The sequence below is a fragment of the Pseudomonas entomophila genome, from assembly GCF_029193575.1.
GTDB lineage: Bacteria > Pseudomonadota > Gammaproteobacteria > Pseudomonadales > Pseudomonadaceae > Aquipseudomonas > Aquipseudomonas entomophila_G.
The window spans coordinates 1-14,974 of sequence record NZ_JARGCS010000061.1 but is presented as its reverse complement, the minus strand read 5'-3'; the positions used below and the strand labels follow the sequence as shown (position 1 = coordinate 14,974).

At 65.7% G+C, this 14,974-nt stretch carries 17 protein-coding genes; 2 read left to right on the top strand and 15 right to left on the bottom strand.

What is annotated here, in order from left to right:
- Positions 1 to 33 precede the first annotated feature (33 nt).
- Positions 34 to 369 carry a YbaB/EbfC family nucleoid-associated protein gene (locus P0Y43_RS26785; protein WP_275640278.1) on the top strand — a complete coding sequence of 112 codons (336 nt, stop codon included), beginning with the start codon at positions 34 to 36 and terminating at the stop codon, positions 367 to 369.
- A gap of 89 nt (positions 370 to 458) precedes the next feature.
- On the top strand, positions 459 to 1,061 hold the full coding sequence (recR, locus tag P0Y43_RS26780; RefSeq protein ID WP_275640277.1) for a recombination mediator RecR: 603 nt from the start codon (positions 459 to 461) through the stop codon (positions 1,059 to 1,061).
- A 79-nt stretch (positions 1,062 to 1,140) separates the two neighbouring features.
- Here the strand turns inward: recR and P0Y43_RS26775 are convergent, their stop codons facing one another.
- The 15 genes from P0Y43_RS26775 to P0Y43_RS26705 form a co-directional block, all read right to left on the bottom strand.
- Positions 1,141 to 1,689: an adenine phosphoribosyltransferase gene (locus P0Y43_RS26775; RefSeq protein WP_275640276.1), complete on the bottom strand. Its 549-nt coding sequence runs from the start codon at positions 1,687 to 1,689 to the stop codon at positions 1,141 to 1,143.
- A gap of 52 nt (positions 1,690 to 1,741) precedes the next feature.
- Complete coding sequence (gene fnrA, locus P0Y43_RS26770) at positions 1,742 to 2,476, bottom strand: Crp/Fnr family transcriptional regulator FnrA (protein ID WP_275640275.1); 735 nt, start codon at positions 2,474 to 2,476, stop codon at positions 1,742 to 1,744.
- Positions 2,477 to 2,654: 178 nt separating this feature from the next.
- Positions 2,655 to 4,037, bottom strand: a complete 1,383-nt coding sequence (gene hemN / locus P0Y43_RS26765) for an oxygen-independent coproporphyrinogen III oxidase (RefSeq protein WP_275640274.1) — start codon at positions 4,035 to 4,037, stop codon at positions 2,655 to 2,657.
- Between the two features lie 114 nt (positions 4,038 to 4,151).
- Complete coding sequence (locus P0Y43_RS26760) at positions 4,152 to 4,835, bottom strand: sulfite exporter TauE/SafE family protein (protein WP_275640273.1); 684 nt, start codon at positions 4,833 to 4,835, stop codon at positions 4,152 to 4,154.
- Entirely contained in the window at positions 4,828 to 5,037 is a 210-nt protein-coding gene (ccoS, locus tag P0Y43_RS26755; protein WP_275640272.1) for a cbb3-type cytochrome oxidase assembly protein CcoS, read from the bottom strand. Before ccoS ends, P0Y43_RS26760 begins: the two co-directional genes overlap by 8 nt.
- Positions 5,019 to 7,490 (bottom strand): heavy metal translocating P-type ATPase, encoded by a 2,472-nt coding sequence (locus P0Y43_RS26750; protein WP_275640271.1) that lies wholly within the window; start codon positions 7,488 to 7,490, stop codon positions 5,019 to 5,021. Before P0Y43_RS26750 ends, ccoS begins: the two co-directional genes overlap by 19 nt.
- Positions 7,491 to 7,617: 127 nt before the next feature.
- Positions 7,618 to 8,148 (bottom strand): FixH family protein, encoded by a 531-nt coding sequence (locus P0Y43_RS26745; protein WP_275640270.1) that lies wholly within the window; start codon positions 8,146 to 8,148, stop codon positions 7,618 to 7,620.
- 15 nt (positions 8,149 to 8,163) lie between these two features.
- A complete protein-coding gene (gene ccoG / locus P0Y43_RS26740) occupies positions 8,164 to 9,579 on the bottom strand; it encodes a cytochrome c oxidase accessory protein CcoG (protein WP_275640269.1) in 1,416 nt (471 codons plus the stop codon).
- A gap of 300 nt (positions 9,580 to 9,879) precedes the next feature.
- Positions 9,880 to 10,857, bottom strand: coding sequence for a cytochrome-c oxidase, cbb3-type subunit III (gene ccoP, locus P0Y43_RS26735; protein ID WP_275640268.1), 978 nt, complete (start codon positions 10,855 to 10,857; stop codon positions 9,880 to 9,882).
- On the bottom strand, positions 10,854 to 11,045 hold the full coding sequence (locus P0Y43_RS26730; protein WP_275640307.1) for a cbb3-type cytochrome oxidase subunit 3: 192 nt from the start codon (positions 11,043 to 11,045) through the stop codon (positions 10,854 to 10,856). The genes ccoP (P0Y43_RS26735) and P0Y43_RS26730 overlap by 4 nt, the downstream gene beginning before the upstream one ends.
- Positions 11,046 to 11,050: 5 nt before the next feature.
- Positions 11,051 to 11,659 carry a cytochrome-c oxidase, cbb3-type subunit II gene (gene ccoO / locus P0Y43_RS26725; RefSeq protein WP_275640267.1) on the bottom strand — a complete coding sequence of 203 codons (609 nt, stop codon included), beginning with the start codon at positions 11,657 to 11,659 and terminating at the stop codon, positions 11,051 to 11,053.
- The gene (gene ccoN, locus P0Y43_RS26720; RefSeq protein ID WP_275640266.1) at positions 11,659 to 13,101 is read right to left on the bottom strand and encodes a cytochrome-c oxidase, cbb3-type subunit I; all 1,443 of its coding nucleotides are present in this window, start codon (positions 13,099 to 13,101) and stop codon (positions 11,659 to 11,661) included. The genes ccoO and ccoN overlap by 1 nt, the downstream gene beginning before the upstream one ends.
- Positions 13,102 to 13,566: 465 nt before the next feature.
- Complete coding sequence (gene ccoP / locus P0Y43_RS26715; protein ID WP_275640265.1) at positions 13,567 to 14,508, bottom strand: cytochrome-c oxidase, cbb3-type subunit III; 942 nt, start codon at positions 14,506 to 14,508, stop codon at positions 13,567 to 13,569.
- Positions 14,505 to 14,696, bottom strand: a complete 192-nt coding sequence (locus P0Y43_RS26710) for a cbb3-type cytochrome oxidase subunit 3 (protein ID WP_275640264.1) — start codon at positions 14,694 to 14,696, stop codon at positions 14,505 to 14,507. The genes ccoP (P0Y43_RS26715) and P0Y43_RS26710 overlap by 4 nt, the downstream gene beginning before the upstream one ends.
- Positions 14,697 to 14,701: 5 nt before the next feature.
- Positions 14,702 to 14,974, bottom strand: a 273-nt coding sequence (locus tag P0Y43_RS26705; protein ID WP_275640263.1) for a cbb3-type cytochrome c oxidase subunit II, incomplete at its 5' end; no start/stop codon positions are given.

The window sequence follows — 14,974 nt, the reverse complement described above, 5'->3', positions numbered from 1 at the left end:
CCGCATCACATGACCCAATCGAGGTGTACCCCCATGATGAAAGGTGGCATGGCCGGCCTGATGAAGCAGGCCCAGCAGATGCAGGAAAAGATGGCCAAGATGCAGGAAGAACTGGCCAACGCCGAAGTCACCGGCCAGGCCGGTGGTGGCCTGGTCAGCGTGGTGATGACCGGTCGCCACGACGTCAAGCGCGTGAGCATCGATGACAGCCTGATGTCGACCGACAAGGACGACAAGGAAGTCCTCGAGGACCTGATCGCCGCTGCGCTGAACGACGCCGTGCGCAAGGTCGAGCAGAACAGCCAGGAGAAGATGGGCAGCATGACGGCTGGCATGCAACTGCCGCCAGGCTTCAAGATGCCGTTCTAAGCGGTACCCTGTTGCAAATTGGGGAGCAACGACCCTGCGGTCGTTGCTCCCTTGTTCATTCTGTTTCCTGAATTGGCAGGCCTGCACCCATGAGCTTCAGCCCCTTGATCCGCCAACTGATCGACGCCCTGCGCATCCTGCCCGGGGTCGGCCAGAAAACCGCCCAGCGCATGGCCCTGCAATTGCTCGAGCGTGACCGCAGTGGCGGGCAGCGTCTGGCCCAGGCCCTGAGCCAGGCCATGGACGGCGTTGGCCATTGCCGCCAGTGCCGCACCTTGACCGAGCAGGAGCTGTGCCCGCAATGCGCCGACCCGCGCCGTGACGACACGCAACTGTGCGTGGTCGAAGGGCCGATGGATGTGTACGCGGTGGAGCAGACCGGCTATCGCGGTCGTTACTTCGTGCTCAAGGGCCACCTGTCGCCGTTGGACGGGCTGGGGCCGGAGGCGATCGGCATTCCGCAACTGATGGCGCGGATCGAGGAGCAAGGCACCTTCACCGAGGTGATCCTGGCCACCAACCCGACCGTGGAAGGCGAGGCGACGGCGCATTACATCGCGCAGTTGCTGGCGGAGAAGGGGCTGACGGCGTCACGCATCGCCCATGGCGTGCCGTTGGGGGGAGAGCTGGAACTGGTGGATGGCGGCACGTTGGCCCATGCGTTCGCGGGACGCCGGCCGATCTCGTTGTAGCTGCCCACAAAGGCCAGCACCGTCCCTGTAGGGGCGGGCTGCCCCGCGATTGGGCCGCACAGCGGCCCTGGAGCCCCACTCAATACTCGTTGAGGGAAAACTCGGTCAGGCAGAATGTCGGCACCCCGGCTGCCTGCAGCCGCCGCGACCCTTCAAGCTCCGGCAGGTCGATGATCGCCGCCGCCTCGAATACCTGGGCCCCGGTACGACGTACCAGGTTGGCCGCCGCCAGCAGGGTGCCGCCTGTGGCGATCAGGTCATCGAAGATCAGTACCGAATCGCCATCGCACAGGCTGTCGGCATGCACTTCCAGGAAGGCCTCGCCGTACTCGGTCTGGTAACCCTCCGACAGCACGTCGGCCGGCAGCTTGCCTTGTTTGCGGAACAGGATCAGCGGCTTGTTCAACTGGTGGGCGATGATCGAGCCGATCAGGAAGCCCCGCGCGTCCATCGCGCCGATGTGGCTGAACTCGGCCTCGACGTAGCGCTCGATGAACTGGTCGGCGACATAGCGCAGCCCGCGCGGTGATTGGAACAGCGGGGTGATATCGCGGAAGATCACACCCGGCTTGGGGAAGTCCACCACCGGGCGGATCAGGGCTTTGAGGTCGAAAGTGTCGCTGTGCATGAGACGGGTATCCTGAAAAACCAAGCCGTCAGTATACCCGCTTGCGCCGGGCTCAGGCTTCCATCGCCCCACCCGCCAGGGCACACAGTTGGATCGGGTCGAGGATGTGCACCTCCTTGCCCTCGGCCTTGAGCAGGCCGTTCTGCTGGAAGCGCGTGAACACCCGCGACACGGTTTCCACCGCCAGGCCGAGATAATTGCCGATCTCGTTGCGCGACATGCTCAGGCGGAACTGGTTGGCCGAATAGCCACGGGCGCGGAAGCGTGCGGAGAGGTTGACCAGGAAGGTGGCGATGCGCTCGTCGGCGGTCTTCTTCGACAACAGCAGCATCATCTGCTGGTCGTCGCGAATCTCGCGGCTCATCACGCGCATCAGCTGGCGGCGCAGTTGTGGCAGTTGCACCGACAGCTCGTCGAGGCGCTCGAAGGGGATCTCGCACACCGACGTGGTCTCTTGAGCCTGGGCAGACACCGGGTAGGCTTCGGTGTCCATGCCCGACAGGCCGACCAGCTCGCTGGGCAGGTGGAAACCGGTGATCTGCTCCTCGCCGGCGTCGCTCAGGCTGAAGGTCTTCAGGGCGCCGGAACGTACCGCATAGACCGAGCCGAAATCGTCACCCTGTCGGAACAGGAACTCGCCCTTTTTCAGCGGGCGGCCGCGCTTGACGATTTCATCCAGTGCATCCATGTCCTCCAGGTTCAGGGACAGGGGCAGGCACAGGGGGGCCAGGCTGCAATCCTTGCAATGGGCCTGGCTGTGGGGGCGCAGTTTAACTGGCTCGGACATTTCATCAATCCTTGTGGAAAACACACATAAGCCGTAAGGGTAACCCACGGCAAGGGCGGTAGGCCAGCGCGCGCTATTTTGGTGCGCCGTGGCGTCGACCCACGCAGGTGGGCGTCGGTCGTGTCGACTGTCCATAGTGTGCCTGGCAAGGCAGGCTGTCCATTGGGCGTTCGTAGGTTCAGATCACCCGGGAAAAGCGTTGACGATTGTGCAGTGCCAGGTAGGCATCGAACACCATGCACACCGAGCGCACCAACAGGCGCCCGGCGGGCAGCACCTCGATGCCTTGGTCGTCCAGGCGGATCAGCCCGTCGCGTTGCATGGCTTGCAGTTGTGGCCATTGCTCCTTGAAGTAGGCGAGGAAGTCGATGTTGAAGGCTTGCTCGATGGCGGCGAAGTCCAGCTCGAAATGGCAGATCAACTGCTGGATCACTGCCCGGCGCAGGCGGTCGTCGGCATTGCACACGAGGCCCCGATGGGTGGCCAACTGGGCGTTGGAGAGCGTGTCCTGGTAGGTGTTCAGGTCGCTGCTGTTCTGGCAGTAGAGGTCGCCGATCTGGCTGATCGCCGAGACCCCGAGGCCAATCAGGTCGCAGTGGCCATGGGTGGTGTAGCCCTGGAAGTTGCGTTGCAGGGTGCCTTCTTCCTGGGCGATGGCCAGTTCGTCGTCGGGCAGGGCGAAGTGATCCATGCCAATGTAGCGGTAGCCGGCACCGGTCAGTTGCTCGATGGTGTTGCGCAGCATCTCCAGCTTGGCCCCCGCAGCCGGCAGTTCGCTGGCGTCTATGCGCCGTTGGGGCATGAAGCGCTCGGGCAGGTGTGCGTAGTTGAATACCGACAGGCGGTCGGGTTGCAGGCGGATCACCTCGTCGACGGTGCGTGCGAAACGGTCTGGGGTCTGACGCGGCAGGCCGTAGATCAGGTCGAGGTTCACCGAGCGGAATTGCAGGGTGCGTGCGGCCTCGATCAGTGTTCGGGTCTGCTCCAGGCTTTGCAGGCGGTTGACCGCACGTTGCACGGCCGGGTCCAGGTCCTGCACGCCGAGGCTGACGCGGTTGAAGCCCAGTTCGCGCAGCAGGCCCATGGTCGACCAGTCGGCCTCGCGCGGGTCGAGTTCGATGCCGTAGTCGCCGGAGTCGTCGTCGAGCAAGGTGAAATGTTGGCGCAGGCTGGCCATCAGACCGCGCAGTTCCGCATGGCTGAGGAAGGTCGGGGTGCCGCCCCCGAAGTGCAATTGCTCGACGCGCTGCTTCGGTTCCAAGTGGCAGGCGATCAGCTGGATTTCCTGCGCCAGGCGTTGCAGGTAGGGCTGGGCCCGGGCGCGGTCCTTGGTGATAACCTTGTTGCAGGCGCAGTAGTAGCAGATGTTGGCGCAGAACGGCACGTGCACGTACAACGATAGCGGGCGCGCAGCGCGGCGGCTCTCGCGCAGGGCGTGGAGCAGGTCGAAGGAACCCACTTCGCCGTGCAGTTGCACGGCAGTCGGGTAGGAGGTGTAGCGTGGGCCGGCCAGATCGTAGCGACGGATCAGGTCAGGGTCCCAGTGTAGGTCGGCGAGCATGTGGGCAGTCCCCGGATAGAGCGGCAGTGTCCGGAGTCTAGATAGGTCTGTAGGAAACGGTGTTGACTTGTATCAAGCCAAGTCAGCGGTCACCTTTCCTTACACATGCGCCAATCAATGGCCCATCAGCCAATGCTGGTGCGGGCCGGGCAGGGTCCACAGGCCGAACAGCATCACCATCACGCCGCCCGCCACGCGCACGCTGCGCCGGCGCAGCAGGGCATTGGCCCGCTCTGCCGCCAGCCCGGTGGCGAGCAGCACCGGCCAGGTGCCGACACCGAACGCCAGCATCAGCGCTGCGCTGTGGCTGGCGTCTCCTTGGCTGGCGGCCCACAGCAGGGTGCTGTAGACCAGCCCGCACGGCAGCCAGCCCCATAGCGCGCCGAGCAGTAGGGCGCGCGGCAGGCTCGACACCGGCAGCAGCCGTGTCGCGACCGGCTGGATATGCCGCCATAGCCCGCGCCCGAGCGCTTCGATACGGGTCAGCCCGCTCCACCAGCCCGCCAGGTACAGGCCCATGGCGATCAGCAGCAGCGCCGCCAGCACCCGCAGCGCCTGCGCTGCGGGGCTGCTGGCCAGCGCCCAGCCGGCCAGGCCCAGCAGCAGGCCGGCGGCGGCGTAGCTGAGGATGCGCCCGAGGTTGTAGGCCAGCAGCAATTGCAGGCGGCGGCCGCGTTGTTCGGGGGGGATGGCCAGGGTCAGCGCGCCCATCAGGCCGCCGCACATGCCCAGGCAGTGGCCGCCGCCGAGCAGGCCGAGCACCAGCGCCGAGCCGAGCAGGGGAAGCAGTTCAGGCACGCGGGGCAGGGTCCTTGTCGTCGGTGGGTTCGTCGTCCTTCACCGCCGCCTCGTGGCGTGGATCCTGGTCGTCGAACAGGATGCTGTGGGCGGGGCCGTCGAGGTCGTCGTACTGGCCGCTGTCCACGGCCCAGAAGAAGATGTACACCGCCGCACCGACCAACAGCAGGGCGGCGGGGATCATCACGTAGAGGGCGGGCATACAGGCCTCCTTCCAAGCGGCGCCGGGCCTTTGGCGGGCGAGCCCGGGTCGCTGGGCAGCCGCGTCAGGCGCAGGGCGTTGAGCACTACGATCAGTGAACTGACCGACATGCCGACCGCCGCCCATACCGGGGTGATCCAGCCGAGGGCGGCGAACGGCAGCATGAGGCCATTGTACAGCGTCGCCCACAACAGGTTCTCGACGATGTTGCGCCGGGTGCGGCGCGCCAGGTCGAAGGCTTGCGCCAGCGCCAGCAGGCGATTGGACAGCAGCACGGCGTCGGCGCAGGTCTTGGCCAGGTCGGTGGCCGAGCCCATGGCGATACTGATGTCGGCGGCGGCCAGTACCGGCACGTCGTTGACCCCATCACCCAGCATCAATACCTTGCGCCCCTCGGCTTGCAACGCCTTGAGCCGGGCCAGCTTGTCATCCGGGCGCAGGCCGCCCACGGCCTGGTCGATCTCCAGCTGCGCAGCCACCTCGCCGACCATCGGCGAACTGTCGCCCGACAACAGCAGCGTGTGCCAGCCACGGGCCTTGCACGCCGCCAGCAGGTCGGCGGCGTCGTCGCGCAGGCGGTCGTCCAGGCCGAACCAGGCCAACGGCCCACGTCGGTCGCCGAGCAGCAGCCACTGGCCACGGGGTTCGGGCACGGTGGGCACCTCGGCGCCGCTCAGGGCGCAGACGAACGTGGCCTGGCCGATACGCAGGCGTTGCCCGTCGACCTGGCCTTCCAGGCCCAGGCCCGGCACGGCCTGTACCTCTTCGGCTGGGTGGGCGCTGCTGCCAAAGGCGCGGGCGATGGGGTGTTCGGAGCGGTTCTCCAGCGCGGCGGCCAGGGCCAGGCAGTCCTCGGCGGCGAGGGTGCCCAGCGGGCGAATGCTGCGCAGCGCCAGGCGGCCTTCGGTGAGCGTGCCGGTTTTGTCGAAGATCACCGTGTCTATCTGTTCCAGCCCTTCGAGCACGTGCCCACGGGTGACCAGCAGGCCGAGCCTGTGCAGGGTGCCGGTCGCGGCGGTGAGCGCGGTGGGGGTGGCCAGCGACAGGGCGCAGGGGCAAGTGGCCACGAGCATGGCCAAGACGATCCAGAACGCCCGTGAGGCGTCCAGGTGCCACCACCACAGGCCGATAGCCAGCGCCGCTAGCAGGGAGAACAGCAGGAAGCACTGCGAGGCGCGGTCGGCGAGCTCGGCCAGGCGCGGCTTCTCCGACTGCGCGCGTTCCAGCAGGCGGACGATGGCCGACAGTCGCGAGTCCTGGCCGAGGGCTTCGACCACAACGGTCAGCGGGCTCTCGACGTTCAGCGTGCCGCCGGTGACGCGCTCGCCCGTGCGGCGTGCCTGGGGCAGGTATTCGCCGGTCAGCAACGATTCGTCGACGCTGGAGCGGCCCTCGACGATGCGTCCGTCGGCGGGAATCACCGCGCCGGGCGGCACCTGCACGTGATCGCCGCACTGCAGCTCTGCGAGCAGGATGCGTTCGGCACGGCCATCGCCATCCAGACGCAGGCACGAGGCCGGCAGCACGTTGACCAACTGCGCGGTGGCTGCGGCGGTGCGCTCGCGGGCGCGGCGTTCGAGGTAGCGGCCGGTGAGCAGGAACAGCGCGAACATGCCCACGGTGTCGAAGTACAGCTCGCCACTGCCGGTGATCGCGGTCCAGATGCCGGCGCCATAGGCCAGCGCGATGGCCAGCGACACCGAGAGGTCCATGGTCAGGTGGCGGGTGCGCAGGTCGCGGGCGGCGCCCTTGAAGAATGGCGCGCAGCTGTAGAACACGATCGGCGTGGTGAGAAACAGCGCCACCCAGCGCAGGATGGTGTGCAGTTCGGGCGACAGGTCGATGTTGAATTCCGGCCAGGTGGCCATGGTCGCCATCATCGCCTGGAACCACAGCAAGCCCGCTACGCCAAGGCGGCGCAGGGCGCTGCGGTTGTCCTGGGCCAGTTGCTCGGCGGCCTGGTCGGGTTGGTAGGGGTGGGCGGCGTAGCCGATATGGCGCAGCTCGGCCATCAGGCGTGAGAGCGGCAGTTGGCGGTCGTCCCAGCTGAGCAGCAGGCGGTGATTGGACAGGTTCAGTCGCGCCTCGGCGACACCCGTCAGTTTGCGCAGGTGCTTCTCGATCAGCCAGCCGCAGGCGGCGCAGCTGATGCCCTCGACCAGCAGGGTGGTTTCGGCCAGCTCGCCCTGGTGGCGGACGAAGCCCTGCTGCACGTCGCTGCGGTCGAACAGGGCCAGTTCATCCTGCAATTGGCGGGGCAAGGCTTCGGGGTTGGCGCTGGTTTCGCTGCGGTGCTGGTAGTAGTGGGCCAGGCCACCTGCGACGATGGATTCGGCCACCGCCTGGCAACCGGGGCAGCAGAACGCGCGCGGCTCGCCGAGGACCACGGCGGTGAAGCGACTGCCGGCGGGGACTGGGAGGGCGCAGTGGTAGCAGGGGGTGGGTTGGCTCATCAGCGTCCGCCGTCCCTGCAGGCGCGGGCTCGCTCCGCGATGAGGCCGTCAGCGACAACCTTGTTGTCCGCGCGGACGCCATCGCGGGGCAAGCCCGCTCCCACAGGGTTCGTGGCGGTACGGCCGTTCATTGGTGATGCTCGGCGCCCTGCAGGGCTTCGTCGCCCAGTTCGAGGGTCACGCCGTGCTCGACCTTCTCTTCCTCGAACAACCGCCACACCTGGCCACCTTCGCTGCCCAGCAGCTCGACGAAGCGCCGACCCTCGACCTTGTCGTCGAGTTGACCGACATAATGCCCAGCCTCGCTGCGGCTGAGTCGCACCTTGCGGTCCTTGTCCGGCTGGGTGGGGGAGATCAGGTTCAGTTCCAGGGTCTGCGGCTCGCTGTCGCCGCTCAGGCGCAGCGCCACTTCGCCGGTGAGCTCGTCCAGGTGCACGCTGGCCTTGAGCTTCAGCGTCTGGGCCAGCAGTTCGCGGTCCAGCGAGCGGTTGATGCCCTTGCCGGCCTCGTAGTAGTTGTCGTTGACCAGGTTGTCCGGGTTGCGCACGGCGATGCTGACCATGGTCAGGCTCAGGCACACCGAGGTGGTGAGGATGCCGATGATGATCCAGGGCCAGAGGTGCTTGTACCAAGGGCTGGTGGCGGTGGCAGCGGGCATTGTCGAAAGTCTCTCTCAGCGGATCTGTGGGCCGATGAAGCGGCTCTTGGCTTCGACCTCGGAGGCGCTGTCGTCGGCGTCCTTGAGGATGAAGGTGATTTCGTTGGTGGTCGAGGGCAACTGTTCGGGGGCCACCGACAGTTGCACCGGCAGGCTGACGATGTCGCCGGCGGCCACGCGGATCTCGCGCCGGCCTTCGAGCTGCAAGCCCGGCAGGCCAGTGGCGTCGAGCACGTAGACGTGGTCGCGCTGATCCTTGTTCATGACCTTCAGGCTGTACACGTTCTCGATCCGTCCTTGCGCGTTCTCGCGGTACAGCACGCGGTCCTTGCTGACGTCGAAGCCCACCAGCGAGCGGGTGGCGAAGGCGGTGGCCAGCGCCCCGATCATCACCAGCAGCACCAGGGCGTAGCCAATCAGACGTGGGCGCAGCAGGTGGGTCTTCTGTCCCGAGAGGTTGTGCTCGGTGGTGTAGCTGATCAGGCCCTTGGGGTAGTCCATCTTGTCCATGATGCCGTCGCAGGCGTCGATGCACGCGGCGCAGCCGATGCATTCGATCTGCAGGCCGTCGCGGATATCGATGCCGGTGGGGCAGACCTGCACGCACATCGTGCAGTCGATGCAGTCACCCAGGCCCTGGGCCTTGTAGTCGATGCCTTTCTTGCGCGGGCCACGGGCTTCGCCACGGCGCGGGTCGTAGGAGACGATCAGGGTATCCTTGTCGAACATCACGCTCTGGAAGCGCGCGTAGGGGCACATGTACACGCACACCTGTTCGCGCAGCCAGCCGGCGTTGCCGTAGGTGGCCAGGGTGAAGAAGCCGACCCAGAAGTAGGCCCAGCCATCCGCTTGCCCGGTGAAGAACTCGATGGCCAGTTCGCGAATCGGCGAGAAGTAGCCGACGAAGGTCATGCCGGTGACGAAGCCGATCAGCAGCCACAGGCTGTGCTTGGCGAACTTGCGCAGGAACTTGTTGGCGCCCATCGGCGCCTTGTCCAGCTTCATGCGTTGGTTGCGGTCGCCCTCGGTGACTTTCTCGCACCACATGAAGATCCATGTCCATACGCTTTGCGGGCAGGTGTAGCCACACCACACGCGGCCAGCGAACACGGTGATGAAGAACAGGCCGAAGGCGGCGACGATGAGGATGCCCGAGAGCAGGATGAAGTCCTGCGGCCAGATGGTGGCGCCGAAGATGTAGAACTTGCGCTCGGGCAGGTTCCACCACACCGCTTGGTGCCCGCCCCAGTTCAGCCACACGGTGCCGAAGTACAGCAGGAACAACACCGCGCCGCCGACCATGCGCAGCCTGCGGAACAGGCCGGTGAAAGCGCGGGTGTAGATTTTCTCGCGGGAGGCGTAGAGGTCGACGGAATCCTTTCCCTTGTTGGCAGGCGGGGTGACGTCATGTACCGGTATCTGCTTGCTCATCATCATGTCCCACGGCAGTGGAGAAGTGCCGCGACCCGTGCGTGCCGGTCGTGGTCGTGCGCGCTCTGCTGGCGCTCTGCGGCCCATGATACGCCTGTGATGGCGGGGTGGGGCTGGGTTGCGACATTTAGTCGCGTTGGGTTGGTGGTGTGAAACGTGTTATGGCGGGTGTCAATTGATCCAGGTCATGCGCCGAGCTTTTAACTGGGCCTCGAACCTGTAGGCGCGGGCTTGCCCCGCGATTGCGGTGCTGGCCACACCGACGCAATCGCGGGGCAAGCCCGCTCCTACAGGGGGGTGTCACTCAGTCTTTTCCGGCTGCTCCTGGTGCGACAGGCTGTACACATACGCCGCCAGCAGGTGCACCTTGTCATTGCCCTGCAACTGCGCCTGCGCCGGCATCTGGCCCTGGCGGCCATAGCGGATGGTCTGCTGCAACTGGGCGAAGCTCGAACCGTAGATGAACGCTTGCGGGTGTGTCAGGTTCGGCGCGCCCATGGCCGGGGTGCCCTTGCCTTCGGGGCCATGGCAGGCCACGCAGTTGGTGGCGAACAGCTTCTGGCCATTGGCGACGTCGGCCTTCACCCCTTCCGGCAGGCTGCGGCCATCAAGGTTGGTCAGCACGAACGCGGCCACGTCGGCCACGCCCTGCTCGCCGATCACCTCGGCCCAGGCCGGCATTACGCCGTGACGGCCGTTCATGATGGTGGTCTTGATGGTCTCGGGCTCCCCGCCCCAGCGCCAGTCGTTGTCGGTCAGGTTGGGGAAACCGTAAGCGCCGCGGGCGTCGGAGCCGTGGCACACCGAGCAGTTGGAGGCGAACAGCCGAGCGCCCATCTTCAGCGCCTGCGGGTCCTTGGCCACGTCCTCGATGGGCATGGCGGCGAACTTGGCGAAGATCGGCCCGAAGCGGGCGTCGGCCTTGGCCATTTCCTTTTCCCACTCGTGCACGCCGGTCCAGCCCGGTTGGCCATTGGCGAACTCGGTCTGCTTGTCGTTATCCAGGTACGAGTAGCCCGGCAGGATGCCTTTCCAGTTGCCCAGGCCCGGGTACAGCACCAGGTAGCCGAGGGCGAAGATGATGGTGCCTACGAACAGCCAGAACCACCATTTCGGCAGGGGGTTGTCGTATTCCTCGATGCCATCGAAGGCATGCCCGACGGTCTCGTCGGTGACCTCCTCACGCTGGCCCTTGCGGGTCGACAGCAGCAGCCAGGTCAGTGCGAAGATGGTGCCCAGGGTCAGGACGGTGACGTACAGACTCCAGAAGGTTGTCATTCTTTTTTGCTCCCAGAAGCTTTTGCTTGCTCGACGTGCCGGGTGGCTTCGGGGTCATCCGCGAAGGGCAACCGGGTGGCCTCGTCGAAATCCTTCTTGCGACGGGGGCTGAACACCCACAGGGCCAGGCCCACGAAGGCCACCAGCACCACCACGGTGCCCAGGCCGCGAATCATCCCGATGTCCATCGACGTCACCGTTTGCTCTTGATGATGGTGCCAAGGCCTTGCAGGTACGCGACGATCGCGTCCATCTCGGTCTTGCCCTTGACCGCGTCGCGGGCGCCGGCGATGTCTTCGTCGGTGTAGGGCACGCCGAGGGTGCGCAGCACTTCCATCTTCTTCGCGGTGTCCTTGCCATCGAGCTTGTTCTCGACCAGCCAGGGGTAGGACGGCATCTTCGATTCCGGCACCACGTTGCGCGGGTTGTACAGGTGCGCGCGGTGCCAGTCGTCCGAGTAGCGGCCGCCGACGCGGGCGAGGTCGGGGCCTGTGCGCTTGGAGCCCCACAGGAACGGGTGGTCCCACACGCTCTCGCCGGCCACCGAGTAGTGGCCGTAGCGCTCGGTCTCGGCGCGGAACGGGCGGATCATCTGCGAGTGGCAGCCCACGCAGCCTTCGCGGATGTAGATGTCGCGGCCTTCGAGTTCCAGCGCGGTGCGCGGCTTCATGCCTTCGACCGGCTTGTTGGTGACGTCCTGGAAGAACAGCGGGACGATCTGGGTCAGGCCACCGACGCTCACGGCGATGACCATGAAGAAGGCCAGCAGGCCAATGTTCTTCTCGACTGCTTCGTGCTTCATCAGTGCGCTCCCACGACGACGATCTTGGCTGCGTCCTCAGCCTGCGCCGGGTTGGCGGCGCGAACGGTGCGCAACACGTTGTAGGCCATCAGCAGCATGCCCGAGGCGAAGAACGCACCGCCCAGGGCGCGGACGATGTAGCCCGGGTGGCTGGCCTGCAGGGCCTCGACGAAGGAGTAGGTGAGGGTGCCGTCGTCGTTGATCGCGCGCCACATCAGGCCTTGGGTGATGCCGTTGACCCACATCGAGGCGATGTACAGCACGGTGCCGATGGTCGCCAGCCAGAAGTGCGCGTTGATCAGGCCGACGCTGTGCATCTGCTGGCGGCCATAGAGTTTCGGGATCATGTGGTACACCGCGCCGATCGAGATCATCGCCACCCAGCCGAGGGCGCCGGCGTGCACGTGGCCGATGGTCCAGTCGGTGTAGTGCGACAGCGAGTTCACGGTCTTGATGGCCATCATCGGGCCTTCGAAGGTGGACATGCCGTAGAACGCCAGCGACACCACCAAGAAGCGCAGGATCGGGTCGGTGCGCAGCTTATGCCAGGCCCCGGAGAGGGTCATCATGCCGTTGATCATGCCGCCCCAGCTCGGGGCCAGGAGGATGATCGACATCACCATGCCCAGTGACTGCGCCCAGTCGGGCAGGGCGGTGTAGTGCAGGTGGTGGGGCCCGGCCCAGATGTACAGGGTGATCAGCGCCCAGAAGTGGACGATGGACAGGCGGTAGGAATAGATCGGGCGCTCGGCCTGCTTGGGCACGAAGTAGTACATCATCCCCAGGAAGCCCGTGGTCAGGAAGAAGCCTACGGCGTTGTGCCCGTACCACCACTGGATCATCGCGTCGGTGGCGCCGGCATAGGCCGAATACGACTTGAACAGGCTGACCGGCAGGGAGATGTGGTTGACGATGTGCAGCATCGCGGTGACCACGATGAAGGCGCCGTAGAACCAGTTGCCGACGTAGATGTGCTTGGTCTTGCGCTTGACGATGGTGCCGAAGAACACCAGCCCGTAGGTGACCCAGACGATGGCCAGGAGAATCGCGATCGGCCATTCCAGCTCGGCGTACTCCTTGGTGGTGGTGTAGCCCATCGGCAGGGTGATCAGCGCGCCGACGATCACCGCCTGCCAGCCCCAGAAGGTGAAGGCGGCCATGCTGTCGGAGATCAGACGGGTCTGGCAGGTGCGCTGCACCACGTAGTAGCTGGTGGCGAACAGTGCGCAACCGCCGAAGGCGAAGATCACCAGGTTGGTGTGCAATGGGCGCAGGCGTCCGAAGCTCGTCCATGGCAGGTCCAGGTTCAGCTGGGGCCATACCAGTTGCGAGGCGATGAAGACGCCGAGCCCCATGCCAAGGATCCCCCAGACCACCGTCATGATGGCGAACTGGCGGACGACCTTATAGTTATAAGCAGTCGGACTGATTGCTGTGCTCATTCTAAGGTTCCACGGTTTGGGTGTTCTTGTTAGTCGTAAAAATCGGCGCCAGTATCGATAACCACCAGGGTTATGGCAACGCAGCGATCTTGCGCCGACCCGTGTCCGGACCCTGTGCACCACCGTCCCGTGGCGTGTTGGGTCGAACGATTGTACACAAATAAATATTTGTAATGTGTACCGTTTTTCACCTTTTTCTGATCGATCGGTCAAGCTTTATTTCAGGGGCCGGGTCTTCGCGCGGCGTCAGGCTGTGCGCCGCGTCGGTGACCCTGCGCAGAGCGGGGCCACTGAGGCAACAAGCTTAGTTGTGTTCGGAGGGGGTGCAAGCAGGTGATAACGACGCGGCCCCCTGTAGGGGCGGGCTTGCCCCGCGATGGCGTCAGCTGCGACAACGGTGTTGTCCGGTCTGGCGTCATCGCGGGGCAAGCCCGCTCCACAGGGGGCCGCGTCGTTACTGGGGGGTTACTGGGCGGTCAGGTTCTCGGCGGTTTCATCCTGCGACAGGCTATACACATAGGCTGCCAGCAGGTGCACCTTGTCGTTGCCCTGGATCTCGGCCTGCGCCGGCATCTGGCCCTGGCGGCCATAGCGGATGGTCTGCTGCAACTGCGCGAAGCTCGAGCCATAGATGAACGCCTGCGGGTGGTTCAGGTTCGGCGCGCCCATGGCCGGGGTGCCGTTGCCTTCCGGCCCATGGCAGGCCACGCAGTTGCTGGCGAACAGCTCGCGGCCCTTGGCGACGTCGGCATTGACGCCGTCAGGCAGGCTGCGCCCATCGAGGTTGCTCAGCACGTAGGCGGCCACATCGGCCACGCCTTGCTCGCCGATCACCTCGGCCCAGGCCGGCATCACGCCGTGGCGGCCGTTCATGATCGAGGCCTTGATGGTCTGCGGCTCGCCGCCCCAACGCCAGTCCTTGTCGGTGAGGTTAGGGAAGCCGTACGCGCCCTTGGCGTCCGAGCCGTGGCACACCGAGCAGTTGGAGGCGAACAGCCGAGCGCCCATCTTCAGCGCCTGCGGGTCCTTGGCCACGTCCTCCACCGGCATGGCGGCGAACTTGGCGAAGATCGGGCCGAAGCGGGCGTCGGCGCGGTCCATTTCCTTCTGCCATTCGTTGACCTGGGTCCAGCCGTCCTCGTAGCCGGGCAGGATGCCTTTCCAGTTGCCCAGGCCCGGGTACAGCACCAGGTAGCCAGCACCGAATGCCAGGGTGCCGACGAACAGCCAGAACCACCACTTGGGCAGCGGGTTGTCGTACTCCTCGATGCCATCGAAGCTGTGGCCCATGGTCTGGTCGGTGGTGTCGCTGCTCTGGCCCTTGCGCGTGGCGAGCAGCAGCCAGGTCAGGCCGACCAGGCTGCCGAGGGTCAGTACGCTGATGTAGGTACTCCAGAAGGTGGTCATTGCCGGGGGTTCCTCATGGCAGGCTCCTGCCCGGCGGGGGGCAGGCGGTCGTCGACGAAGGGCAGCAGGCGCGCTTCGGCGAAATCACGGTCGCGGCGACGGTTGAACACCCACAGCGAGAGGCCGATGAAGGCGATCATCACCACCAGGGTGCCCAGGCCGCGGATCAGGCCGATGTCCAGTTCCATCGTGCTTACCTCTTGTTCTTGATCGCGGTGCCCAGCACCTGCAGGTAGGCGACCAGGGCGTCCATCTCGGTCTTGCCCTTGACCGCGTCGCGGGCGCCGGCGATGTCCTCGTCGGTGTAGGGCACGCCGAGCGTGCGCAGGGTGCGCATCTTGGTATCGGTGTGGCTGTTGTCGACCTGGTCGGCGACCAGCCAGGGGTAGGACGGCATCTTCGATTCCGGCACCACGTTGCGCGGGTTGTACAGGTGCGCGCGGTGCCAGTCGTCCGAGTAGCGGCC

Excerpts from the sequence above, each read along its gene's own strand:
- P0Y43_RS26785 (WP_275640278.1), top strand. The coding sequence starts at position 34 with ATGATGAAAGGTGGCATGGCCGGCCTGATGAAGCAGGCCCAGCAGATG.
- recR (WP_275640277.1), top strand. The coding sequence starts at position 459 with ATGAGCTTCAGCCCCTTGATCCGCCAACTGATCGACGCCCTGCGCATC.
- P0Y43_RS26775 (WP_275640276.1), bottom strand. The coding sequence starts at position 1,689 with ATGCACAGCGACACTTTCGACCTCAAAGCCCTGATCCGCCCGGTGGTG.
- fnrA (WP_275640275.1), bottom strand. The coding sequence starts at position 2,476 with ATGTCCGAGCCAGTTAAACTGCGCCCCCACAGCCAGGCCCATTGCAAG.
- hemN (WP_275640274.1), bottom strand. The coding sequence starts at position 4,037 with ATGCTCGCCGACCTACACTGGGACCCTGACCTGATCCGTCGCTACGAT.
- ccoS (WP_275640272.1), bottom strand. The coding sequence starts at position 5,037 with ATGCCCGCCCTCTACGTGATGATCCCCGCCGCCCTGCTGTTGGTCGGT.
- P0Y43_RS26750 (WP_275640271.1), bottom strand. The coding sequence starts at position 7,490 with ATGAGCCAACCCACCCCCTGCTACCACTGCGCCCTCCCAGTCCCCGCC.
- P0Y43_RS26745 (WP_275640270.1), bottom strand. The coding sequence starts at position 8,148 with ATGCCCGCTGCCACCGCCACCAGCCCTTGGTACAAGCACCTCTGGCCC.
- ccoG (WP_275640269.1), bottom strand. The coding sequence starts at position 9,579 with ATGAGCAAGCAGATACCGGTACATGACGTCACCCCGCCTGCCAACAAG.
- ccoP (WP_275640268.1), bottom strand. The coding sequence starts at position 10,857 with ATGACAACCTTCTGGAGTCTGTACGTCACCGTCCTGACCCTGGGCACC.
- P0Y43_RS26730 (WP_275640307.1), bottom strand. The coding sequence starts at position 11,045 with ATGGACATCGGGATGATTCGCGGCCTGGGCACCGTGGTGGTGCTGGTG.
- ccoO (WP_275640267.1), bottom strand. The coding sequence starts at position 11,659 with ATGAAGCACGAAGCAGTCGAGAAGAACATTGGCCTGCTGGCCTTCTTC.
- ccoN (WP_275640266.1), bottom strand. The coding sequence starts at position 13,101 with ATGAGCACAGCAATCAGTCCGACTGCTTATAACTATAAGGTCGTCCGC.
- ccoP (WP_275640265.1), bottom strand. The coding sequence starts at position 14,508 with ATGACCACCTTCTGGAGTACCTACATCAGCGTACTGACCCTCGGCAGC.
- P0Y43_RS26710 (WP_275640264.1), bottom strand. The coding sequence starts at position 14,696 with ATGGAACTGGACATCGGCCTGATCCGCGGCCTGGGCACCCTGGTGGTG.